The organism is Methylomonas rosea, from assembly GCF_024505055.1.
Lineage (GTDB): Bacteria > Pseudomonadota > Gammaproteobacteria > Methylococcales > Methylomonadaceae > Methylomonas > Methylomonas rosea.
In genome coordinates this window covers 1-24,703 of the sequence record NZ_JANIBL010000076.1, presented here as the reverse complement: position 1 = coordinate 24,703, position 24,703 = coordinate 1, and the positions used below count along the sequence as shown (strand labels likewise).

Below are 24,703 nucleotides of genomic sequence, written 5' to 3'. Positions count from 1 at the left end.
TGCGCCGCTGGCGCTGAAACCGGTTGGGCTTGCGAGCCCGGCGCCGCAGCTTTCGCTGCGTCCTGTTGCTCGGCCAGTTTGGTGATTTCCGGGCTACTGCAAGTGTCCTTGTTGCAGGCCACCCCGGCTTTCGCAATCACTTCCCGGTTGACCTGTTCCAATTTGGCTTTCACCGCCGAGTCGGCTTGCCAGTAACCCTTGTTGATCGCCACCAGCATCCGGTCCACCATGGCCTGATAGGCCAGCAGGTTGTCGGCTTGCTCGAATTTCTTCTGGATATCGAGTTGGTATTTGTCCTCGACGTAGGTCTCGTACATCTGCTGCCATTTCTCGGCCCCGACCGCCTCCGGCACCGTCACCTGCCAGCCCCACAGGTTTTCCGCCACCATATTGATGAAGCGCGCCCCGGCGTAGCCTTCCTTCAACATGGATTCGATCCATTTCGGATTCAGGTAGCGGCTCTGCATTTCCCGGCCCTGGTAACGCTCCAGACTCATGGTCTTGGCGGCGGTCGGGTCGGCCAGATCGGCGACCAACACTTCCGGCGTCTTGCCGTTGACCTGCCTCGCCGCCATCGCCGTGCCGCCCAGATATTGGAAGAAGTCGTCGCCGTCCAACGAGGCGTAGACGTTGCTGGAACGGCTATGGATCACCGCGTCGGTGTCTTTCAAGGACAACTTGAACAAATCTACCGCCAGCGCCGCATCCTGGCTGGCCGCCTCGCCCCAATGCCCACGTCCATAAACGTGATGCATGCGGTTGAAGAACACGTCGGCCAGTTGTTTTTCGTCGCTCCAGGTGTTGGACAGCGGAATGGCTCTATCCAGATTGGTGCCGTAAGCCCCGGACGGCACGCTGAACATGCGGGCCGAGGCCATATCCAGGGCTTCCTCAGCTTTCAAACCGCGTTTCATCAGTTCGGCTTGAGTTTCCTGGATATGCCGACGCAACGGATTATCCGGCTCGTCCTGTTGCTGGGCCTTGGTTTCGGCTTGGTCCAGCAGTTTGATCACCGACGCGAACAAATCCCGATATAAACCGGACGGAATGATGGTGACGTCGACGCGCGGTCGGCCCAACTTGTCGCGGGCAATCACGTCCACGCCCTGGGTGCGGCCGCGTTCGTCCCAATGCGGTTTGACGCCAAGCAGATGCATGATCTCGGCTTCCATCACACCTTCGTGGCGCGAACTTTCCACGCCCCACAAATTGAACACCAAGCGTTCCGGATAATGGCCGTGTTGCTTTTTGAAGTCGGCGACCACTTGCTCGGCCAGCCGCGCACCTTCGTTGTAAACCGCTTCGCTGGGGATACGCGACGGATCGAAGCCGTACAAATCCTTGCCGGTCGGCAACGCGTCCGGGTTGCGCAATGGGTCGCCGCCGCTGCCGGCCGGAATGTAGCGGCCGGCCAGCGCATCGATCAGTGCGTTCATTTCGGCGTTGGCGCTATCGGCGATCAGCTTGGCGGTGGCCTGGATTTTTTGTTTCAGCGCCTCGCCTTTCAGCTTGGGATCGCGGGCGACGATGGCTTCGGCGAAACGCAATCTAGCGGTTTCGTCCGGCGCCTTGCCGAAGGTATGCAAGCCCATCGGTACTTTCTTCTCGCGGATTTCCTTCAGATAGTGTTCCAGCTCTTCCAACTGGTCGCCGGTTTCTGCACGCTCCATTTTCAGGTCTTTCAGCAGGCCTGCCTTGCCGGCAATCTGGTTGATCTCGTCCAGTCTAATCTTCGCCAATTGCTCGCTTTTTTGCGCGGCGACGTTGTAGTCGTCCAGCAAACCGGCCAATTTAGCCAATTCCGGATTCAGATCGGCTTTGTCCAGCGGCGGCGTCATGTGGGAAATAATCGTTGCCATCGCCCGCCGTTTGGCTTGCAAGGCTTCGCCGACGTCGTCCATGATGTAAGGGTAGATTTGCGGCACGTCGGCCATCAGGATCTCGCCGGGATCGGCGGCGGTGAAGCCGACTTCCTTACCGGACAGCCATTCGTGGGTGGCGTGGGTGCCCAAATGAATCATCGCGTTGGCGCCAAAGCCTTTTTGCAGCCACAGATAAAACGCGACGTATTGATGATGCGGCGGCATCGTCACGTCGTGATAGAGCTTTTTGACGTCCTGCTCCCAGCCGCGCGACGGCTGCGGTGCCAGCAATAAATTGCCGTATTGCAAGGCCGGCAGGATCAAAAAGCGTTTGCCGTTCGCATCGGTCCAGGCGCCGATTTTGCTGTCTTCCGGCTTGCCCCAGGCTTTCAGCATCGCAGCTTTAAAGGTCTCAGGCAGTGCGTCGAACCACTTTTTGTAATCAGCTATTGGCAACAACACCGCCCGGCCGCTGGCGGCGGCTTCGGCGATCGCGCCGGGCTCCCAGTTGCCCAGATTGATGCCGTGGTTTTTCACGGCGGCTTTTAACGCTTCGCCGTCGGTGGGTGCGTTACCCGATTGATAACCTTCTTTGCGCATGCGCTCCATGATCAGCAACAGCGATTCCGGCAGCACGTTCAAATACGACGCGCCGATGTTTTCCTTGCCGGGCGGATAGTTGTAATACAGCAAGGCGACTTTCTTGTCGGCGTTGGCGATGCGGCGCAATTTCGCCCAGTTGTCCAGGCGGTCGGCGTAGCGGGCGATTCGTTCCGGAATCGGCGTTTCACGGACGAAATCCTGGCCGGTGGTTTTATCGTGCATGGTTTCCTTGCTGGCGAGCACAGTGGGAGCGATTTCGCCGGCGAACTCCGGCAAGGCCACCTGCCAGGCGCGTTCCATCACATCCAGGCCGGTCGCCGATTGGCTCCATTGCGCCTGGCTTTGGCTGTTCAAGGCAATGCCGTTCAACACCGGCACGCCCAAACGGGTCAGGGTAGGCACGGTTTTCTCCGGGCTGGCACCGATTTTTAAAGCCAGCGCGGCGATGGCTTCAACGCGGGATTTGCCGTCGGCAGCTATCAACATTTTTTCCAGGGTTTTGTCGTAGGGATAACCGAACGCCGGTAACACGTTGTAGCCCTTGGCCTCCAGTTGTTCAGCCAGCATTTTTACCGTATCGGTTTGCCCGGATAGCGCAGAGGAGCGGTAGAACAATATTGCGATCCACGGCCGGCCGGCCTTATAGCCGGCATAAGCCTTTTGATAGCTGTCGAAATCGGCGAACAATCGTTTGCTGCGCACATCGAAGGCGCCGATGTCCGGTTGGGCTTGCGGTGGGGCAATCTGAGCCTGGATGTTTTTATACTTGGCGACGGCCACCCGGATCATGTTGGCGGCATTGTCTGCGCCGCCAGCCGACATATAGGCTTGCAGCTCTTTATCCAATTGCAGACCATAATCGGCAAAGTCTGCGTCATAACTCAAACCCACCGCGTACAGCTTGCCTCCTCGCGCGGCGATCTGTTTGAACATCTCTCCGCCCTCGCGCAGAATGCCGCGCCCGGTAATCTGCGCCAGTACCAGATCGGATTTTTGCAATGCAGCAGTATCGGCTTGCGCCAGCTTGGAGCTGGAATACACCCGAATTGCCACGTCTTTTGACAGCGGGTCGTTTTGCAGCTTGGCGGTGGCTTCTACGGCGGTTTGCGAATCCAGGTCGCCGAGGATCAGGCTCAGATTTATCGGCGTTTCGGCCGCCGCCAAACCGGTCGCCAACCACAGCAACGGGACCAGCAGCCAGGTCCAATATTTATTCCGGTACATAAACCACCTTGCCGTCGTTCAACCGATAGGCAGTACCCAAACGCTCACCGGAGCCGCTGAGTTTGTGGTCGGTGACTTTGGAAACCTTGATTTGCGAGCCTTTCTTGCTGACGATTTCCATGGTGCCGTCGGCGTTTTCCTTGGTCATCGTTACCGTCGACTCGGGGTTCATCAAATCCAGCATGTTGTAAGCCATGAATAGGGCCACCATCATGCTGACGATGAACACCACACTGGCATCGAACAGGTTGGCCACGCCGGCAATCGGGTCTTCCAACGGTTCACTGTTGCGATGCAGACTAGAGCGTCTCAGATAGCGCATGGCCGTCCTCCTCGATTGCCAGGTCTTGTACGTCCAATACCCGGCTGGCTGCCAGTTCCGCTTGATGACGCATCGCGGCGAAATCGGCGCGCAGCCATTGTTCGCGTACCAGCGCCACCAGATAGGTAATCACGCCGCAGCCCAAACCGGTGACGGTGGCGGTAAACGCGGTGACCATGCTGCCGGCCATGCTGGGAATATTGCCTTGTGCCAATGCCGCCAAGGAGATACCCATCGGTATCAAGGTACCCATCAAGCCCAAAGCCGGGCCGAGCTTGATCACGAAGCGCACCTGATCCAGCTTGATCAGCTGCCGCTGCTCGTGGGTTTGCAGCAACAGTTCCAGCTCCACATCTAGCGGTGCGGCGTTGGCTCGTTGTTGACTGCCCAGCGCGACGGCCAGATCCAGATTGAACAGGCGCACGCTGCGCGAGCCGGCCCTGCGCCGCTCCAACCATTCCTGCGCCAGCCGGCCGCATGTGTAGACTGAATAGGCGGCCAGCACGGTAACGATCAGCAATACCGGCAGGTATAGCGATGACGAGATCATGTACAGAATTTGTTCTAGCGTATGGGTGAGTTCCACGGCTTTCCTCCTCTATAAAATTGTTATTGTTTTATTAAAAAATCTTTTTATCTCAATCTCTTATCTGAAAATCAATTACCGCTTTACCGAAACGACAGGCAATAGCAATCCGTGGCTCGCATGAACCATTTTTTTCAGATAAGGATTAATCCGGCCAGTGTGGGCCGGGCTTACGGGGTTATAGCGGTTCAACAGACCCGCTGTTCGGTTGTACTTACAGCATGGTCCGCTCCACCAACCAGAATGCACCCATCAGGCTGACCGCAATCGAGCCGGCCTTTAGAAATTTCTCAGCAGTCTCGACTTTATTATTCAGCCACCAGATCATCGGCAAGACGATAGCGGCGACGGCAATTTGTCCGGTTTCTATGCCTAAGTTGAACGACAACAAAGGCAGCAAGATGCCGGTGTCGCCTGAAGAAATGTCCATTTCCTGCAACACCCCGGCAAAACCAAAACCGTGGATCAAACCAAAACCGAAAGTCAGCCAGTGCCGGCCCTTGGGATGATCGCCACGAATGATGTTTTCCACACCGACATAAATAATCGTCGCGGCGATGAAGGGCTCGACGAAACTGCTGGGCAGTTCGATCAAGTTAAGTCCCGCACACGCCAAGGTAATGGAATGGGCTATCGTGAAAAACGTAATTATCTTCAGAGCCGGCCAGAAGCTGTGGGTGACCGCCAGCAGCGCAAATAAAAACAACAGGTGATCGTAACCGGTGACGATATGCTCGACGCCCAGTTTAAAAAAATCGCCAAACGCCGCGAACGGAGCTTGGGGGGACTCCGCTGCCGCGGTGTTGGCGATTGGTAAACTGAGTTGATCGTCGTGTTTGCCCAGCATTTTCTCGGTAAGCGCTTTGCCGTTGGCATCTCTGACCGTCAAATACTGTTGGTGGCCGTCGGGCAGCAAAGCCAAAAACTTCGATTGCACCAACAAGGCGTTTTGCGGCTCTGCCGCATAGTGCAGTTCCACACGCGCATTATTTTGATCGTCAAAACTGACTTGCCCCGCTTCGCTTGGCAGAACATCCCGGCTATCGATATTCACGCGCAATTGCGCGGCCAGCAGTTTGGCAATACTGGGCTTGGCGGCTTCGCGCTCGGCGTCAGTCACCTCCGCATCCAAATCGCTGTCCATCGGCGCAAAGGCTTCGATGTCTTGCAAGGCAAAGGTCACCTTGGCGTCGATTTGCCCGGGTTTAATCGTCACATCCAGCGAGCTGAGGCCCGGTGGATGGGCGTAAACCCAGGCCGTTTGCAACATCAACCACACTGCAAGCAGGCCGATAGCGCCATGGCTTAAACCGTATCTCATCAGGCTATCCTTAAAAATTGACGGTGATGGTGCCGCGCACCATGCGCGGTTCTATCGGGTGTTTCAAGAGGCCTGCCCCGGCGACGCCGTTCGGATAGTTGTATTCGTAGTTGTAGGCAATATCGTTGCTTTGCGAACCCAGGATGTTGAAGATGTCGATCTCGAATTTGTATTGCTTTTGCTTGTAGCCCGCTCCCAGGTTAACGATGTTGGTGTCGCCGGCCCAAACCGCGCCGGATTCATCCAACGGTACGCTGCCGAAATGCCGAAAACGCAGGGTGCCGAACAAGCCGTTGGGCGCTTCGATCAAGGCGCCGGCGCTGATCACCCGCCCCACGGAGTTGGGGATGTATTTATTGGTGGCGCCGTCCGGGGCTTTGTTGAATTGCGCCGTGGTCAGCGCATAGTCTGCGTCCAGCGTCAGCCAATCGGTGGGTTTGTAGTAGTTGGTAAACTCGATACCGTAACGTTGCGATTTGCCGTTGACTTCGGTAGTACCGGCATCGCCGACGAACACCAACTCTTCGCTGGATTGCAGCCACCACAAGGCAAAGGTACTGTTCAAACCGGGGATGATATTCGTGCGGGCTCCAACTTCACCGCCGCGCGACCACGCCGCCGGACGAATCCTAGGGCTAACCGCATTGCCGTCTGGGTCGAAATCGGTGCCGGTCACCGGATGCACTTGCAGCGTGGTGCCGCGGGCATCGTTGGAATGGTAGCCGTAACCGATATTCGCGAAATATTCGGTGTTGTACCAGGGACCGACCACCAGACTCAGCTTCGGACTGATCATGGCCTTGCCGCGACTGCCGGAGTTGGCCGCATTGGTCTCGGCCGTGCCGCTACCGCTGGACAACACTTCGACATTATTGTTGATAAAGTCACCGCGCAAACCGGCGATGGTGCGAACTTTATCGTGCCAATGCGTGGTGTTTTTGAAATAGGTGCCCACGGTGGTCACGCCGACATTGCTCTTGCTGACAGTGTTGACGATTTGCCGAGCTTCGGTTTCGTACAAACCTAAGTCCATGATCTGGTCGTTGCGAAATTGCAGGCCGATGCTGTTGTCCATTTCAAAACCGAACAGCTTGTTGTAGCGGGTATGCTCGAAATGACCGCCGGTTTGCACCCGGCGCTCGGTTTGCAAAATCTGGTCGCCGCCGGCGCCGCGGGTAAAGCCGCTGAAGTTGGAAAACAGATTCAAGTCCGTATAAACCGCATAAATATTGGCGTCGTTTTTCCAGTTATCGCCCTGGTTCCAGAAGCTGCCGGACACGCTATAACGGTTGGTCTCGCCACCATCGGTGGGATCCATGCTGCCGTACAAACCAATGTCGCGATTATCGATGGACGCCTGCGGAATCTGATTGGTAGCGGTCCAGCTGTTGGTATAGGCCTTGCCGTTGATGGCCATGCCCCAGTCGCCGCGATCCAGTGTGTAGCGTAGCTGGCCGTTGAATTTCTTCGAATCTTCCGGCACTTCCCAGACGCCGTCGTACAAATTGAATTCGCCGGCATACAGCAAATCGCCGTCGCCAACTTTGCTGGAATTAGCCACCAGTGTTCGGTAATAATCGAAGGAACCGGCGGTAAATTTGGCGATACCTTGATCCAGTTTATCAATGCTGAACATTTTGGCGTAACCGGCTGCCGAGAAGTCGCCGACTTCCGCGTAATACGGCCCTTTACCGAACTCAACCTTTTTCACCAGCTCGGGAATGATGCTGTTGATGTCCATATAACCCTGACCATGGGCATGGGTGGTCATATTCATAGGGATGCCGTCCACATAAGTGGTGAAATCGGTGCCGTGATCCAGGTTAAAGCCGCGTAGAAAGTATTGATTGGCTTTGCCGGAACCGCTGTGCTGGGTGGCAACGGCACCCGGAATCACTTCCACCAGCTCGCCATTGCGCGATAGCGGGCGATTTTCGAACTGCTTTTGACTGACTTCGCCTTGCGAGGCAGAACCGGCAATCCCGATCAGATTTTTACCGCGGCCGTCTTCTTCCACTTCCACCGCGCCCAGTTCTTCGGTTTTTTCGACCTTAGCCTTGGCTTTGGCCGGTTTTTCGGTAGTATCGGACTGAGCCTGTTGTTCTAATTGCTCCGCGCCGGGTGCGGCCTGGAGGGTCGCGCAGCTTAGGCCCAAAATGATTTCCAGGGCGACAATCAAAGGTTTCTTTTTCATCATTGCGGTATACGGATTCATTTCAGCTCCTTTACTGACCGTTAACAGGTGTTAGCGCATAAAAGACAGGGGCACGGCGGACGTGGTTTAGGGTGTGCATTGCTTTCCTCATAAGTTGAATACTTCGTTGATTTTTATTGTTATGTTTGGAACGGGAATCGCTCGGTCGAGCGGTTTTACTGACATCGCAAACGGCAAGCTAATTCGGCTTACCGGAAGCACATGAACTCTGAAAATGCCGCCTGGAGACCTAGCGTCGGCGGTTAAGTAAGATAGAAATTTAGTGGGGCAAACAAAGCTGCCGCGAACGGATTGCCAGGTAAGATCTTGATTACGAACAGCGCAATCAGGCCTGAAGTGTTTGATCGTTTGGGTATGGAGATTGCCGCTATCAGATTGGGCAAATTTCGATTGAAGATCGGACTCTTCAATGAATGAATTCGGGGTGGTGCAGGAATTTTGGAACGCTTGCGGGGCTAAAACACTGGAAACGGGCGGCGAAGTGAGGCCGACGCCGTTGCTGAGCAGATGCTTGCCTGGGGTGTGGTTGACATCCCGATAGTAGTGCTTGAAATCCAATCCGGCATTGACCAGGTGATCGCCATCGAATATGGCCCTATCCCGGCAAATAGCCAGTCCCTGAGCAGGCTCGGTTTTGGCCAGCAGCTGATGGCTGTGAGGCTGATCATGATCAGCGCCATGCGCGGTGCTGATTAAAAACTTTAATTCACTGGAAGCACTGTGTGATTGGACAACGCTTAGCTGGTCTCGACAACATGTCGATTCGGCGTCGAGTATTCGCTGCCGGGAGAGCACGTTATCATCGCCAGTCCCTCCTGCAATCTGCATTGTCATCCAGAACGGCGCGGTGTACGGCAAACCTGAATCGTCGACCAGTTTGACAGACGCGTTCAATCGACCTTCATCGAGGGAATCGGCGGATTTAGCCAGTGCCGCATTGGCAAACATGGCGGTCAACAGACAGGTTGCACAGAATACCACCAGCTTGGCTACCAAGATGCCGGCGCCATGCAACAGCAAAGTCGCCAGCATGAAACCCAAGGTGTATGAAATCAGACTGGCAGAGGTGGATATTTCCTGGCCGTGCGCGTAACCGTGGAAAAACGCAAAAAACGCTACGATCAACACATTAACCTTGGCACTGAAACGCACCTTGCGGGTAATCAGGACGCTGAATACGGCGCACGATAACAGGATAATGCCTTCGACACTGGGCAGAGCAATTCCCGCCGCACCCGCCAAACCGCCAAGACTCATCACCCCAACGAAGGCCAGAGGCAACATCCAGATAGCCTGTCCACGTAATTGCGCAGCCCAGATACCCACGGCCAGCATCGTCACCAAGTGGTCCCATCCATTCAAGGGATGACTAAAGCCGTTGCTCCAGCCGATACTGTCGAAACCGACGATTTGCTTACCTAAAAACGCCAACAATAAAACCAACGGCAAGCCAAAAGACAGCAACCTACTCAGGTTACGTCTGGCAGCGGATTGTTTGTTAGCGAGGTTGGCTAGCATGGTGCAGTGGTGGATTAGGAATTCAGTCTTATTAAATGTCGGTTAAAAAAATAGCCAATAGAATTTGCGGAATTATGATACTGGTTTTTATGTGATGAACCTAAAACTTTCTTGCGCGTGGCCGGCAGACATAGCTGCTAAACGTGAGCACGCAAACTGCTTACGTCAAAGGATTTTCGAACCTTCAACACTAAGGCCTTGCTGCTTACTTATAGCGTTTTGCCATTTCGCTTAAAGGTTTGGCTTTAATTTTATCGGCATGCCCAGCGGAACCGAAGGCTTCGTAACGCGCCTGGCAAAGCGTCCGCATCGCGTCTCTGGCAGCCTGGTAAATCTTGCGCGCGTCCAACTCCGCGGCATTTTCCGGCTGGGCGATGAAGCGGCGAATCGCGCCGGTGGACGCCATGCGCAAGTCGGTATCGATATTGACTTTCCGCACCCCGTATTTAATGCCTTCCACAATTTCCGCAACCGGCACGCCATAGGTTTCTGCAATATTGCCACCGTATTCGTTGATGACTTGCAGCCAGTCTTGCGGTACCGAACTGGAGCCGTGCATGACAAAATGCATATTCGGCAGACGCTGTTGCAAGGTCTTTAAGCGGCTGATCACCAACACTTCGCCGGTGGGCGGCTTGCTGAATTTATACGCGCCATGACTGGTGCCGATGGCCACTGCCAACGCATCGATTTGAGTTTGTTCGACAAATTCTACCGCCTCGTCAGGATCGGTCAGCAAGCGGCTATGATCCGAATCCTGCTGATTTTCCAACGACCCCAGGCAACCGATTTCACCTTCCACCGACACGCCACAGGCATGCGCCATGTTCACAACACGGCTGGTCACCTCGACGTTGTAGTCAAAAGAAGCCGGGGTTTTCATGTCCTCCAGCAAAGAGCCATCCATCATCACCGAGCTAAAGCCGGATTGAATGGCCTGGGCACAGATGTCGGGCGATGGCGCGTGATCTCTGTGCATCACCACCGGAATATGCGGGTATTGCTCGACTGCAGCCAATATCAAATGGCGCAGAAACACCTCGCCGGCATAACGATTCGCACCGGCAGAGCCTTGCATGATCACCGGGCTGTCGCAGGCAGCGGCCGCTTGCATGATGGCCTGTACTTGCTCCATGTTGCTGATGTTGAAAGCCGGCACGGCAAAGCTGTGTTCCGCCGCATAATCCAAAAGTTGTCGTAATGATATTAAAGCCATGAACGGCTCTCCTTAGCTTGGTTTTATAAGATTCTATCTGGCGTCCGGCAGTATCTATTGCAATTCAAGACAAAGATTATGGATTCAGAAGTTTTCCGTGTCGCGGCGGATCAGCCGCTTGTTTAAAGCCTGCCGGCTGATACCCAGCAAACCGGCGGCGACGCCCTGATTGCCTTGGGCACGCTGTAATGCTTCGGCAATCAGCGCTTCTTCGGCTTCCTTCAGAGTCGGCAAGCGCTCCGGAAACTGGCCGGACAAAGCGGTCAGTCCGTCCATTGCGTCGCCATCAGCATTAAAGGGCGCTTGGTCGGCAATAGCCTCCTTGAAACTCTGCAAAGACAGCACTGCGCCCTGACTGCGGGCGACCGCATCGAACGCCATGCCTTCCAGCTCGCGGATATTGCCGGGGAACGCATAGTTATGCAACCACTGAAATAACGCCGGCGGCACGCTGGGTGCCGGTTTTCGCAAGCTGTCGGCAGCTTTTTCCACGAAATGCAGCGTCAGTTGCGGCAAGTCTTCCCGACGTTCGCGCAGCGGCGGCAGTTGGATGTGATGGGTCCGCAAGCGAAAATATAAATCCTTGCGAAAGGCGCCGAGCTCGACTTGCCGTCTGACATCGCAATGAGTGGCAACGATGATACGCGCCCGGCTTTGCCGAGGGCGATCCGCGCCTATCGGATAAAACGAGCCATCCTGCAATAAGCGCAACAGCTTGACCTGCGATGCGATACTCAAGTCGCCAATTTCATCCAGAAACAGCGTGCCCTCACCGGTACTGGCGATCAAACCGTCGCGAGCCCGTTCGGCGCCGGTGAACGAGCCCTTGGCATGGCCGAACAGCGTGTCGGAAAACAAGGTATCGTCCAGGCCGGCGACATTGACCGCCACCAACTCCCCCGGCCGTCCGGACAGACGATGCAAGGCGCGGGCAATCAACTCTTTGCCTGCCCCGGTTTCGCCGGTAATCAACACCGGCTGCGGGGAAGCGGCAATGGCTTCGATATAGCGGAATATCGCAAACATGGCCGGACTTTGCGTAACGATGTCGGCAAATCCGCCGGGTTCGTGCGGGCTGTTGGTTAACAGCCGGTCTTTCAGCGACAAAAACTCCGCGCGCAGCACCCTGCCCTCTACTGCCCGCCGCACCGCAGCCACCAGACAGTTTTGCTCCACCGGTTTCAGCAAATAATCGCTCGCGCCGCTGCGCATGCACTGCACCGCGATTTGCAAATCGTTTGTAGCGGTCATCATGATGACCGGGATTTCCGGATACTCGGCGGCAATCTGTTCTAACAATTCCCGGCCGGATAAATGCGGCATGGTCAGATCCAGCACTATTACACCGATGGGCTGGCTAGCTAGTAACGGCAACACCTTCCGGCTGTCGTCCAGCGTCAGCACCTCGGCGAAGCCGGCGCTACGCAGTACCAGACTAGCGCTGTGCAGCAATTGTGCTTCGTCGTCCACCAGCAGGATAGGCAAGCTGCCAAGGTCTTTACATTGCATGATTCGCTTCCATAGCTGGCACCGGATTTAGCGGAAAAATGACCCGGGCGCAGGTGCCTTGACCCGGCTCGGATGAAAAACTTAAGTGGCCACCCTGGGCGCGCAGCAAAGAGGCGCTGATCGCCAAACCCAGCCCGGTGCCGCCATTGGCCTGCTTCGTTGTAAAGAACGGATCGCATAGTTGCTCTATATGTTCGGTGGCTATGCCGATGCCTTCGTCGCGGACTTCCACACAGATCTGCCGGCCATCGTCTAGCAGTTTGGTGGCAACACTGACAGACTTCTGCGGGTCCGGAAGTGCTTCTAGCGCATTGATCAACAGATTAACCAGCACCTGTTCCACCTGCTGCGGATCGCCACGCAACATGGGTAAGGTTTCAGTAAAATCGGTTTTGAAGTGCAGAGTTTTTTGGTCTATCAAATGTTTCAATAAGCGCACCGCCCGTTCCACCACCTCATTGATGACAAAAGACACCTGGGCCTCCGAGCCTGGCGGGCGGGCATAATTTTTCAGTTCGGCGACGATGCGTTCGATACGTTTGGCACCATCTTTCACATCACGGATCAGCACCGCCGCGCTACTGCGCATTTCGCTGTAAGGCAAACCGCCCAACGAAAACTCACCGCTTGCTTGATAGCGATCTTCTAAAATATCCAGCGCGTCACTCCAAATATGAGCGAGCAAACCGGCGTTAAATAAAATCAGTTGATTGGGATTATTGATTTCGTGGGCGACGCCGGATACCAAGGTACCTAGGGCCGTCATTTTGTTGGCCTGAATTAACTGCAATTCTTGCTGCCGGGCAACCTCTTCCAAGTGTTTACGGGCGCTGATGTCGCGGATGATAGCGGTCAGATAGCGTTCGGTCCCACGCGTCCAAGTGGATAGCGACAATTCAACCGGAAACTCGCTGCTGTCCTGCCTTAAAGCTACCGAATCCAGCATCGGGCTATTAAGTCGATTTATCTCCCTCTCATCCCTGTGTTGTTCGAAAAAGTCTGGCGACGGGTTTGCCAGCAACTGCTGAAATGGTTGCCCCAACATCTGATTGGCCGCATACCCGAACATCAGTTGCGCCCCCTGGTTCCAGGAGACGACGTTGCCTTGCATGTCCACAGAAATAATCGCTTCATGCGCCGAGTCGGTAATGGCCCGCAGCCGGGCTTCACTTTCCCGCAACCAGGATTCAGCTTGCAAGCGTTCGTTGGTTTCTTCTTGCAAGTTGGCGTGCGCCCGGCGCAAAGCCAGCGTGTTAGCCCTGAGCAGCGCGAATTGATACAGCAAATAAACCAGCAGGACTACGGCGACCAGATATAGTGACAGTCGATAGATCTCCGCTTGCTTTTCGACCTTATCACTGTACTGGCGCAAGGCTTGTTGCAAATCATCGACCCGGCTGACGATAGGATGGGCGATGATTTGCCGTAATAGCGTATCCACCTTAGGCGATACGTCTATGATCAGCCGGCCGTGGGCGATCAGGACGCGATAGTCGTCAGTTAATGGTGCAAGGCCGGCCAACCGATCAAGCTCCTGCTGGATTTCGTTGGCTAATTCCGGCTGCGGACTGTCCATGAAACTGAACATCAAGCGCCATAAATTGCCCAGCTTTGCAGTGTCTGCGGGCTTCGCGGCGTTCCGCAAGGTTTTGCCTATCTCGTCGAAGGACATCACCGAATTGCGCAGCAAGGCATTGTCCGATTTGAGGTACTCGATTTGCACCAAGCTATCCTGGACAGTGGCGGTTAGCTGGTCCGCTAAATTACCCATTTGTTTTTCGGGGTCGGCACTTGCCGGTTGCAATTCGGTTTGCAAACTCTGCGATAACCGCAGCAGTTCCTGACCGGCTTTAGTTAGCGCATCGTAGTTGGCCAGCAGGCCGGCGCGGGCCAGCAAAATATCGCGCATCAATTCAGCATCGCGCAATTCGATGATGCGCAGCGTAGTTTGCAGGCGGTTACGCCTTTCCAGTTCCGGACTGGCGCTTTGTAGCCAGAGATAGGTCAAGGCCAGCAATAGACCGGCGACGATCAGCCTAGGTTGCCAGGAAATAACCGTCATGGCTTGGCTGTTTTGCTGACAACCAAAGCTTTGCCGGCGTATTCTCCGGTCAATGTCTTTAGAAATTTAACGATAGCATCGCGCTGCTTCGCCGCCAGCCGCTTGCCCAATTGATGCTCGGCCATCGTATCCACCGCCGCTTCCAGATTGGCCGCGCGGCCGTCGTGATAATACGGGGCGGTGACGGCGACGTTGCGTAAACTCGGCACCCGAAACACGCCCCGATCTCTGTCGTTGCCAGTCACGCTATAACGGCCTTCGTCCACCGCCCCCTGCCTGCCTTGCAGTGCGCCGAATATACCGAATTTCTGGAATAAATTGCCGCCCAGATTGATGCCCTGATGGCAGGCCACGCAACCCAGGGCATTGAATAATCGATAACCTTCTTGCTCGTCGCTATCGAGTAGGTTTGTTTCGCCGCGCAGAAAACGGTCGAAGCGGGCATTGGGCGTGATCAGACTGCGTTCGAAATGGCTCAAGGCATCGACCACGTTGGCTTTCGTCAATCCGTCCGGATAGATTCGGTTAAACGCATCGACATAATCCGGTACCGCACGCAGACGCTCGATCAACTCCGGCCATTTGGCGTTCATGATTTTCGGATTCAGCATAACTTTTTCGGTATGCGCTTCCAGCGTGGTCACTACGCCGTCCCAATTGAAAAAATAGTTGAAGGAGACATTGAACAAACTGGGGGTGTTGCGCAGGAGCGAAACACCGTCCGCCGATTCGGCGCGGACCTTGCCGTCCATGCCGCCGCTGTCTAGCGGATGACAACTGGCGCAAGAGCGCTGGCTTTGATCGGAGAGTTTGGGGTCGTGGAATAAGCGCTGCCCCAACACCACGCGCGGAGCATCCAAGTCCACCGTGAGCGGCAGCGGTGCCAGCGGTTCCGGCGTTTGCGCATGCACGGCAACCGATAAGGCAATACCCATGCATACCGCTAAAAAAAGCCCAGGAATACTTTTCTGCGTCATATTTACTGGTGTCGAAGCTTGGTTTACGAATCCGGTCTTCATTCTATCCTCGATTGAAATGGCGATACGCCTAAATTTCGCTGCGACTCCAATAGCTGGGAAACAGCTTCAATCCATTCCTTTGTTTGGATAAACGCAGATTGTTGGTTTGCGGCATTAACCCCATTGCCACGACCCTGCGACAAAAGTTGCCGTATTCACAACCCTGACAGCTGTTCTCTGTCGCAGATTACCTGGCCTCACATCCGCTGCAAGCAGTTTTTCCGCAACTTTCGTCGCACCCTCTCGCCAGCACAATCATGTCACAAAAAATCCTAATATACTGAATTTTAAACAATATTTATGGAAAACACTTTTGGCACGCTACTCGCATTGTTAGAGATAGAAGCTGTCAGCAGTTTCTTTATCCGAGATAAATTCTCAGCACTTTAACCATTTTAGGAGTATCCCCATGCAAACCAAATTAATCCCCATTCTGGCTATTTCCACACTATTCGCCGCCAACGCTGACGCCGCCGCCTTTTCGTTCAGCACCGGCGATTCGGATTACAGAATCGCCACCGGCGCACAAGCCGGCGGCACCAGCAAGGAAATAGAATCGGCCGACGATTTCGTGTTGACGCAACATACCCATCTAAATCAGGCCACGTTCACCGGTTTACTGGCCAACGGCGCCACGTTAGGCGACATCGCCAATGTCAATGTGGAAATCTATCGGGTATTTGGTAAGGATTCGGTGAATCCGCCATCCGGCCGCGTCCCAACCCGCGTCAACTCACCTTCAGACGTCGCTTTTTTGGGCCGCGAATCGGCCAGCAACTCGCTGAGTTACAGCGTCACTCTTTTAAATGGAAACGCCTCGGCCGCCAACTCGGTAATTAACGGCATCCATCCACTGCCCGATCAAACCACCGGCGGTGAAGGCGCAGTTTCCGGGCAGGAGGTCAGATTCGACATTAATTTTAACGACGCCATCTCACTGGCGGCCGACCATTACTTTTTCGTGCCGCAGGTGGAATTGAAAAACGGAAATTTCCTCTGGTTGTCGGCAGCCAAACCGATTGTCGGCGGCAGCGGCCCGTTCACCCCTGACCTGCAATCCTGGATACGCGACGAAAACCTGGACCCGGACTGGCTGAGAATCGGCACTGACATCGTTGGCGGCACCACCTTTAACCAAGCCTTCTCGGTATCCGGCGTTTCCGCGGTACCGCTACCCGGCGCCACATGGCTATTTCTAAGCGGCATGCTGGGTGTAATGGGTTTGGGTAAACGCCGAAAAGCTGCGGCGTAAATCATCCAGCGTTCCCTTCCTTCCTACCTGCCATGCCGTTGGCGATCATCTTGCTGGCGGCATGTTTTTTTGCCTATAAAGCTACTCAGCTGTTCCAAAAAGACGTTTATATATTTGCTTGCCACAACGTAAAAAAGCCGGCACTTGGCCGGCTTTTCTGATCAGAACCTCTTACTTTGAGAAGAAGCCGATCTCAGCGGGTGGTAACGGTTGCGGATTCAGGCTTACCGTGGATAGCCTGCTGACCGCGCTATTAAACAGATCAGGCAGAGGACCGGGTTTTGGCCCTTTCCAGAAACCTGGGTACGTGGTCCCGCACCAACCGCCGGCTACATTTTGCATCTCTTCAGCATTCAGCACTCTGAGACTTTGATTTAATTGAGCGTTCATTTGACTGGCTCCTTTGAAATATCGAAAAATTCCAACCTGCAGAAAGGTGGCCCAAACCGCGAGTCGGACCGATCAGCCTTGAGACCGATCTTTAAGACAGGGCGATTCAACTTGCTATTGCTCGTGACCAGAAAAGTCCATTTTCTGCCCAGAGCCAGAAAGTAACGTGTCTTTCTCTCCGACCGGCGACGAACGACTATCAGTCCTGTCACCAATCCCAGTGATCCGCCGGCGTAGTCACTGTACGACTGCCGCGCCCTTAAATCTGTGGAAAAATACCTGCTGCCGCCGGCAATAGTCCCTAGCGCCTGAATTACCCTGCTCCAACCATAATTTCGAAAGCTTTAGGTTCGTCGAGTATCCTTGATACGATTGCTCTGAGGCGGTGCAAGCACCTAAAAACACACAGGAGAAAACTATGCAGCGGTTTATTTTCGGATTACTGATAAGCATTGCAGCAGCCACCGCCAACGCCCTGCCGCCACCGGAGGCGAGATCGTTGCCATTGGAAGAGATAAGCCTGGAGCACATCAATATTCAAGGTCAAATCCAAACCTGGCGCTTACACAAGGTGTGTATCGACGGCCAAGCCTATCTGCTGATTACCGGCACCACCGGGCCGGGCGGCATCTCGGCAGCGTATAAGGACGGCAAACCGGAGCAATGTCAGCTACGGCCCGCAGGAAAATAACATTGCCCATCCTGAGCACTAACTCTGCTAAGGCTGCGATCACCTGCATGGTCATCTTGCCGGCAGAACTGATCAGATCAACCCCGCCTAACACCCGACAATGAACAACACTTCGGAATCAGACGTGGTTCTGACATCTATGGCGCTGCGACCGAGACGATCCAATTTGGTCACTACCAACCCATTGACTCCACTTCACTGGCCGCTGATGTCCATCGAACTGATAATCTGACCAAAAGCCTCGACTTGCTCCCAGTCAGTAAACTCAAGCACTGCTGAAGGATCAGTTGGCCCTTTACTCATCCACATGATCAGGCGAATCAGGGACCGGTCAAACATGTTGTAGCTGGGATAATCTATTTTTCCGGCAAATACCGCCAACTGTTTGGGTTTCCAGTGAATCCGCTTTAGAAATTTCCTCAAGTAAGGATTGGAATCGGGCGTTTGTTTTCCCGGTTTTCTAGCCACCACATTGACAGAGAAAAAGGCATTGGGCTTGCTTTCCAAGACGGACTGATTACGTTCGATGAAGGCTAGAACTTGGGGATTATGACGGCCATAGTGAATACTGGCACCAATGACGATTTTAGCGCTGGTCTGCAAATTCACTCGATCAGCTTCTTCAATCGAAACCAGCGTCACTGGTTGAGTATGCCGTTCGATAACGGATTGCAGGCGTTGACAGATTTTCAAGGTTTGTCCATCGCGGCTGGAATAGATGATCAAGATGTTCGACATAGGCTTTGATTAATACCAAATTATTCTGTTTTAACCGCTAAGCGTAGCTTGCCAAGGTTTGGCTTAATACGGTGCGGTTGCCGGCCAAGACGGCAGGATAGGCATTTTAGGGTAGATATTGGCTCAATTGCCAAATCACTCGGGCAAAACCCATTTTGTTGTTCATCTGGACCCAATCTAACGCTTTACGATATTTCTTGATTTCGCCTTGGCTTTACTCGACTATTGGGCCAAACTTTTCACTCACCTTGGCTTAGCAATAACAACCCCGCACGGACAGCGTGACAAAAAAAGGACTCAGCGAAGCCGACATCTGCGCCAAATTTATCACACCTTGCCTGATTCAATCGGGCTGGGACGAGGCAACACAAATCCGGCGGGAAGTGACTTTCACCAAGGGCCGTATCATCGTTCGTGGCCGACTAGTCACCCGTGGTAAAGCCAAGCGCGCCGACTATGTGCTGTATTACCAGCATATTCCCATCGCAATTATTGAAGCCAAAGACAACAACCACGCCTTTAGCGACGGTATGCAGCAAGCCCTGGACTATGCCGCGACCTTGAATGTGCCGTTTGTATTCTCCAGCAATGGCGACGGCTTTTGCTTTCACGACAAAACCGGCCAATCCGACCCGTTAGAACAAATCCTCGCGCCCGACCAGTTCCCCAGTCCTGCCAAGCTCTGGCAACAGTATCTTCACTGGAAGCACATCGACCCGCAGCAAGAGGACATTATCCTCGAACCTTATTACGACGATGGCTGCGGCAAGGAACCACGCTATTACCAACGCAATGCCATCAATGCCACTATCGAAGCCATCGCCAAAGGCCGGGACCGAGTGCTGTTGGTGATGGCGACCGGCACCGGCAAAACCTATACCGCCTTCCAAATTATCTGGCGCTTGTGGAAATCCGACTGGCACAAAGGCCGACAAAAGCGCGTCCTGTTTCTGGCTGACCGCAATATTCTGGTCAACCAAACCATGGTCAATGACTTTCGACCGTTTGGTGAAGCCATGGCCAAACTCAGCACCAACGCCAAAACCATTGAACGCGATGACGGCACCTTCGTTGAGTTAACGACAGCGGTAGACAATAAACGCCGCATCAACACCGCCTATGAAATCTACCTCGGCCTCTACCAAGCGTTAACTGGCCCCGAAGATCGGCAAAAGATTTACCGCGAGCTATCACCCGATTTTTTCGACCTGATCATCGTCGACGAATGCCATCGCGGCAGCGCTGCCGAAGACTCGGCCTGGCGGGAGATTCTGGAACACTTCAAATCCGCTACTCAGATCGGCCTCACCGCCACGCCCAAGGAAACTGAATACGTTTCCAACATCCACTATTTCGGCGAACCGGTTTACACCTACTCGCTCAAGCAAGGCATCAGCGACGGCTTTCTGGCTCCGTACAAAGTCATCAAAGTGCATCTGGACATCGATGTCGAAGGCTACCGCCCCAAAAAAGGCGAAGTCGATAAACGCGGCCTCGCCATCGACGACCGCATCTACAACATCAAGGATTTTGACCGCAACATCATCATCGATAGCCGCACCCAGCGTGTCGCCAAATGGATTTCCGATTACCTCAAGCAAAGTGGCGACCGTTACCAAAAAACCATCGTCTTCTGTGTCGATACCGAACACGCCGTTTTACTCCGCCAGGCATTGATTCTGGAAAACCAGGATGAGGTGTTAAAAAACGAACGCTACATCATGCGCATCACCGGCGACGATGGCGCCGGCATCGCCCAACTGGATAACTTCATCGACCCGGAATCCACATACCCGGTCATCGTCACCACTTCGCGCCTGCTATCGACTGGTGTGGATGCCCAGACCTGCAAACTAATCGTCATCGACCGCCCGGTCGGCTCCATGACCGAGTTCAAGCAAATCCTCGGACGCGGCACCCGTTTATATGAAGATCTGAAAAAATACTACTTCACCCTGGTCGATTTTCGCCAAGCTTCAGCTCACTTTGCCGACAAGGATTTTGACGGTGAACCGGTACAAATCTACGAACCCGACGAAGACGATTCCGTTCTGCCCCTGATGATATTCCGCCAGCGGTTGATCCTGACGAGCGCATCCCGGATAAACCGGACGAGGATGAAGAAATTCTGGTCGACCCACCCAGTGTCACCATCGATCCACCAGACATCAACGAGCCACCGCCCAAATACCACGTCAAAGGCAAACCTGTCAGCGTTCTCAAAGAGCGCATCGAATACCTGGACGAGAACGGCAAGCTGATTACCGAATCCCTGCGCGACTTTTCCCGCAAAGCCATTCGCGCCCACTTCGCCAGTCTGGATCAGTTTTTAAAACGCTGGAAATCCACCGAGCGCAAAGAAGCCATCATCGACGAGTTGGCCGAAGAAGGCTTGCTACTCGAACCCTTATTAGAAGAAGTCGGCAAAGACCTGGATCCCTTCGACCTGATCTGCCACATCGCCTTCGATCAGCCACCGCTGACTCGCCGCGAACGCGCCAACAATGTCAAAAAGCGCGACGTGTTTACCAAATACAGCGATCAAGCCCGCGCCGTGTTGGAAGCCTTGCTGGATAAATATCAAGATGAAGGCGTCGTCACCGGCCTGGATAATGTCAAAATATTGGAAATTGCCCCCTTTAATACCATGGGAATGCCGATCCAACTGATCAAACAATTCGGCGGCAAAGCCCATTTCGAACAAGCCGTCCACGAGCTACAAGCCGCACTCTACGAGGAAGTCGCCTAACCCATGTCCGCCAGAAACACCGTTAAATCCATTCAAGACATCATGCGCCAGGACGTTGGCGTCGATGGTGATGCCCAACGCCTCTCGCAACTGTGCTGGATGTTTTTTTTAAAAATCATCGACGACCAGGATCAGCAACTGGAACTCATGCAGGACGATTACCAGTCGCCGATTCCTGAACAATTTCAATGGCGCAACTGGGCCGCCGATCCGGAAGGCATCACCGGTGAGGCCTTGATGGCCTTCATCAATACCGAGCTGTTCCCGGCCCTGAAAGATTTACTGGTGTTCGGCAAACAAGCCAACCGAATCCGCGTGGTGAAAAGCGTGTTCGAGGATGCCTACAACTACATGAAGTCCGGCCAATTGATGCGTCAGGTTATTAACAAAATCAGCGGCGTCGATTTCAATGACCTGGCCGAACGCAAACACTTCGGCGACATCTACGAACAACTGCTAAACGACCTGCAAAGCGCCGGTAATGCCGGCGAGTATTACACCCCGCGCGCCGTCACCGCCTTTATGGTCGACCGCATCGACCCCAAACCCGGCGAAATTCTGTTCGATCCCAGTTGCGGCACCGGTGGCTTTCTGACCTGCTCGATTCGCCACATGCGCGACCGCTACGTCAAAAAGGTCGAAGACGAACAAGCCCTGCAAGTCAGCCTGCGCGCCGTCGAGAAAAAGCAGCTGCCGCACATGCTCTGCGTCACCAACATGCTGCTGCACGGCATAGAAGACCCCAGCTTTGTACGTCACGACAACACCCTGGCCAAACCTTACATCAGTTACGGCCAGACCGACCGCGTCGACATCATCCTCACCAATCCGCCGTTCGGTGGCCGCGAAGAAGATGGCATCGAATCCAACTTCCCGGCCCAGTTCCGTACCAAGGAAACCGCCGACCTGTTCCTGGCCTTGTTCATCCGCCTGCTCAAGTCCGGCGGTCGTGCCGCCATCGTCTTACCCGACGGCTCGCTATTCGGCGAAGGTGTCAAAACCCGTCTGAAAGAACATCTGCTGGAAGAGTGCAACCTACACACCATCGTCCGTCTGCCCAACAGCGTCTTCAAGCCTTACGCCAGCATCGGCACCAACCTGCTGTTCTTCGAAAAAGGCCAGCCCACTCAAGACGTCTGGTTCTATGAACACCAAGTGCCAGCCACCCAAAAAGCCTATTCCATGACCAAGCCCATCCGCGTCGAACACCTGCAAGGCTGTGTTGATTGGTGGGGCGGTGCGGAACGCCAAGGACGCCAGGAAACCGAGCAAGCCTGGAAAGTCAGCATCGATGACATCAAAGCCCGCAACTACAACCTGGACTATAAAAACCCGCATAGCGTGGCTGCCGACCACGGCGATCCGGCAGAACTGTTAGCCAAGCTGGAACAAGACGAACAAACGGTTGCCGATTTGCGTGATCAGTTGAAAAGCATTCTGGCCGAAGCCTTGCTGCGCTAGAATCAACGCACATTGCCACCGGACATAGGAAACACCCATGCATCCCGCCATCCAACAATACCAGCCAGCCATCGCCGAATTGTGTCGGCGTTACCACGTGCGTCGGCTGGACGTATTCGGGTCTGCCGCGCGCGGTAGCGATTTCGATCCAGCCTCCAGCGATGCCGATTTTTTAGTGGAATTTGCCAACGAAGCGCAAGCACCTTCCTTACAAACCTTTTTTGGCTTACGTCAGGAACTAGCCGAACTGATTGGTCGCGAGGTGGATTTGGCCGAAGCCTCCGCCCTGAAAAATCCCTGCGTCCTCGCTAGTATCGAACAAAGCCGCGAGTTGGTTTATGCAGCGTGACGCCCGGGCTTTTCTGTGGGATGCCCACGCCGCCGCAGAAGCCATTCTGGAGTTTGTCGCCGGCAAAACCTATACCGATTACGCCAACGACCGCCTGCTGCGTTCTGCGGTAGAACGACAGTTCGAAATCATCGGTGAAGCCCCCAACCAACTCTGTAAGCTCGAACCGCATTGGGCCCAGCGCATCCCGGATGTGCCGCAAATCGTCGCCTTTCGTAATTTGCTGATCCACGGTTATGCCTCGGTCAATGACATGACGGTATGGCACACCATTGAGGCCTCGCTGCCCAATCTCTATGACACCATCGCTCATTTACTGGATGAGGCCGGCGCGCCTTGACATGAATAAAACCTCCCCCGCCACCAGCGATTTCAGCGAAATCACCCAACTCATTGTCAGCGCCCGCCAACGCGCCGTGCAGGCGGTCAACACCGCCTTGATCGACCTGTACCGGCAAGTCGGCCAAATCATCAGCCACAAGATTGCCGCCGCCGAATGGGGCGATGCCGTGGTGTCACAGCTAGCCGCTCATCTGGCCCAGACCCAGCCAGGTTTGCGCGGCTTTACCCCTGCCAACCACTGATGAATAGCTATGTTGGCGTTAGTAGTTGAAAGAACACGGAAGCCGTCATCCCGGCAGGGAATGCCGGGGTCCAGGCCACAAGGATGTGAAAAAGTCTCGGCACTGCTGAGACAATTACCCTGGACCGATAACCTCATCACCCACAACCCAAGTAAACGCCCGGAAGAACCCGAATTTTACCTGCGTCAGGCAATTAAGGAACAATGCAGCAAGCGCGAACTGGAACGCCAACTTAAAACGGCTTTATTCGAGCGCATCGTCCTTAATCCACCAAAAGTGTCACCACTGGTGACACAAATTCAGCTGGACAGATTCGAAGTTGGCCGTCTTCCCGGCAGGGATTCGCTTTCGCGCTCTAACGGGTGCCGGGACCCAGGCTACAGGGAAGTGCGTAAAGCCGGTGAACAAAAAAATACTGTGTACTGTATTTAGTTAAGTCATGACAAAGCACCCTTGTGTCTATTTACTCGCCAGCCAACGCAACGGCACTTTATACATCGGCGTCACCTCGGACCTAATCGGCCGGGTCTACCAACACCGAAACGAACTGGCCGAAGGCTTCGCCAAACACCACAAAATCCACGATTTAGTGTGGTACGAACCCCACGAAACCATGGAAAGCGCCATCCAACGCGAAAAACAACTTAAAAAATGGGACAGAAAAGCCAAAATAGGCCTGATAGAGAAGAACAACCCGCAATGGCAGGACTTATGGCCCGAATTATCCATAACTTAACCAGTACCGTCGTCCCGGCAGGGATTGCCGGGACCCAGGCTGCAAGGATGCGATCGGCCCATATACTTCGATTGACGCGGTTTACATCCTTGTAATACTGGATTCCGGCAATCCATGCCGGAATGACGGCGATTTGAAAGTAAAACCAAAAATAAAGGCAAATACCAACGCATGAACCCCGAACAATTACTGCAACACTTCGACCGCATCAGCGAAGCACCGGATGCTATCCCAAAGTTACGGCGGTTTATTCTGGATTTGGCGGTGCGGGGGAAATTGGTTGAGCAGGACCCGAA

17 protein-coding genes and 2 pseudogenes are annotated in these 24,703 nt (G+C 54.3%); 8 read left to right on the top strand and 11 right to left on the bottom strand.

Annotated elements, in window-relative coordinates; genetic code table 11:
- The 10 genes from NP589_RS19145 to NP589_RS19100 form a co-directional block, all read right to left on the bottom strand.
- On the bottom strand, positions 1 to 3,689 hold a 3,689-nt coding region (locus NP589_RS19145; protein ID WP_256608399.1), incomplete at its 3' end, for a cobaltochelatase subunit CobN.
- Entirely contained in the window at positions 3,676 to 4,011 is a 336-nt protein-coding gene (locus NP589_RS19140) for a DUF2149 domain-containing protein (protein ID WP_256608398.1), read from the bottom strand. The genes NP589_RS19145 and NP589_RS19140, both read right to left, overlap by 14 nt.
- On the bottom strand, positions 3,989 to 4,597 hold the full coding sequence (locus NP589_RS19135; RefSeq protein WP_256608397.1) for a MotA/TolQ/ExbB proton channel family protein: 609 nt from the start codon (positions 4,595 to 4,597) through the stop codon (positions 3,989 to 3,991). Before NP589_RS19135 ends, NP589_RS19140 begins: the two co-directional genes overlap by 23 nt.
- 214 nt (positions 4,598 to 4,811) lie before the next feature.
- Positions 4,812 to 5,918 (bottom strand): HupE/UreJ family protein, encoded by a 1,107-nt coding sequence (locus NP589_RS19130; protein ID WP_256608396.1) that lies wholly within the window; start codon positions 5,916 to 5,918, stop codon positions 4,812 to 4,814.
- A 10-nt stretch (positions 5,919 to 5,928) separates the two neighbouring features.
- Positions 5,929 to 8,133: a TonB-dependent receptor gene (locus tag NP589_RS19125; RefSeq protein WP_256608395.1), complete on the bottom strand. Its 2,205-nt coding sequence runs from the start codon at positions 8,131 to 8,133 to the stop codon at positions 5,929 to 5,931.
- Between the two features lie 87 nt (positions 8,134 to 8,220).
- Complete coding sequence (locus tag NP589_RS19120; RefSeq protein ID WP_256608394.1) at positions 8,221 to 9,651, bottom strand: HupE/UreJ family protein; 1,431 nt, start codon at positions 9,649 to 9,651, stop codon at positions 8,221 to 8,223.
- Between the two features lie 205 nt (positions 9,652 to 9,856).
- Complete coding sequence (gene fba, locus NP589_RS19115; RefSeq protein WP_256608393.1) at positions 9,857 to 10,867, bottom strand: class II fructose-bisphosphate aldolase; 1,011 nt, start codon at positions 10,865 to 10,867, stop codon at positions 9,857 to 9,859.
- 84 nt (positions 10,868 to 10,951) lie between these two features.
- Complete coding sequence (locus tag NP589_RS19110) at positions 10,952 to 12,376, bottom strand: sigma-54-dependent transcriptional regulator (protein WP_256608392.1); 1,425 nt, start codon at positions 12,374 to 12,376, stop codon at positions 10,952 to 10,954.
- Positions 12,366 to 14,438 (bottom strand): DAHL domain-containing protein, encoded by a 2,073-nt coding sequence (locus tag NP589_RS19105; protein ID WP_256608391.1) that lies wholly within the window; start codon positions 14,436 to 14,438, stop codon positions 12,366 to 12,368. Before NP589_RS19105 ends, NP589_RS19110 begins: the two co-directional genes overlap by 11 nt.
- Positions 14,435 to 15,373, bottom strand: coding sequence for a cytochrome-c peroxidase (locus NP589_RS19100; RefSeq protein ID WP_256608390.1), 939 nt, complete (start codon positions 15,371 to 15,373; stop codon positions 14,435 to 14,437). The genes NP589_RS19105 and NP589_RS19100 overlap by 4 nt, the downstream gene beginning before the upstream one ends.
- A gap of 493 nt (positions 15,374 to 15,866) precedes the next feature.
- Between NP589_RS19100 and NP589_RS19095 the strand changes: the two genes are divergently transcribed.
- Together NP589_RS19095 and NP589_RS19090 are read left to right on the top strand one after the other, a co-directional pair.
- Positions 15,867 to 16,709, top strand: a complete 843-nt coding sequence (locus NP589_RS19095; RefSeq protein ID WP_256608389.1) for a PEP-CTERM sorting domain-containing protein — start codon at positions 15,867 to 15,869, stop codon at positions 16,707 to 16,709.
- 808 nt (positions 16,710 to 17,517) lie between these two features.
- On the top strand, positions 17,518 to 17,790 hold the full coding sequence (locus NP589_RS19090; RefSeq protein ID WP_256608388.1) for a hypothetical protein: 273 nt from the start codon (positions 17,518 to 17,520) through the stop codon (positions 17,788 to 17,790).
- A 195-nt stretch (positions 17,791 to 17,985) separates the two neighbouring features.
- On the opposite strand, the gene hemG is transcribed toward NP589_RS19090, so the two are convergent.
- The gene (gene hemG / locus NP589_RS19085; RefSeq protein WP_256608387.1) at positions 17,986 to 18,528 is read right to left on the bottom strand and encodes a menaquinone-dependent protoporphyrinogen IX dehydrogenase; all 543 of its coding nucleotides are present in this window, start codon (positions 18,526 to 18,528) and stop codon (positions 17,986 to 17,988) included.
- Positions 18,529 to 18,809: 281 nt separating this feature from the next.
- On the opposite strand from hemG, the pseudogene hsdR reads away from it, so the two are divergent.
- The 6 genes and pseudogenes from hsdR to NP589_RS19050 all read left to right on the top strand — a co-directional run bounded on the left by hsdR (position 18,810) and on the right by NP589_RS19050 (position 24,407).
- Positions 18,810 to 21,277 (top strand): annotated as a pseudogene (hsdR, locus tag NP589_RS19080) (EcoAI/FtnUII family type I restriction enzme subunit R).
- Positions 21,278 to 21,280: 3 nt separating this feature from the next.
- Positions 21,281 to 22,738 carry an N-6 DNA methylase gene (locus NP589_RS19070; RefSeq protein ID WP_256608385.1) on the top strand — a complete coding sequence of 486 codons (1,458 nt, stop codon included), beginning with the start codon at positions 21,281 to 21,283 and terminating at the stop codon, positions 22,736 to 22,738.
- A gap of 37 nt (positions 22,739 to 22,775) precedes the next feature.
- Entirely contained in the window at positions 22,776 to 23,087 is a 312-nt protein-coding gene (locus tag NP589_RS19065; RefSeq protein WP_256608384.1) for a nucleotidyltransferase family protein, read from the top strand.
- Positions 23,077 to 23,427, top strand: coding sequence for a HepT-like ribonuclease domain-containing protein (locus tag NP589_RS19060; RefSeq protein ID WP_256608383.1), 351 nt, complete (start codon positions 23,077 to 23,079; stop codon positions 23,425 to 23,427). The genes NP589_RS19065 and NP589_RS19060 overlap by 11 nt, the downstream gene beginning before the upstream one ends.
- A pseudogene (locus NP589_RS19055) lies at positions 23,384 to 24,103 on the top strand (DUF1016 N-terminal domain-containing protein). The gene NP589_RS19060 and the pseudogene NP589_RS19055 overlap by 44 nt, the downstream one beginning before the upstream one ends.
- Before the next feature lie 7 nt (positions 24,104 to 24,110).
- Positions 24,111 to 24,407 (top strand): GIY-YIG nuclease family protein, encoded by a 297-nt coding sequence (locus tag NP589_RS19050; RefSeq protein ID WP_256608382.1) that lies wholly within the window; start codon positions 24,111 to 24,113, stop codon positions 24,405 to 24,407.
- The last annotated feature ends 296 nt before the right edge of the window (positions 24,408 to 24,703 follow it).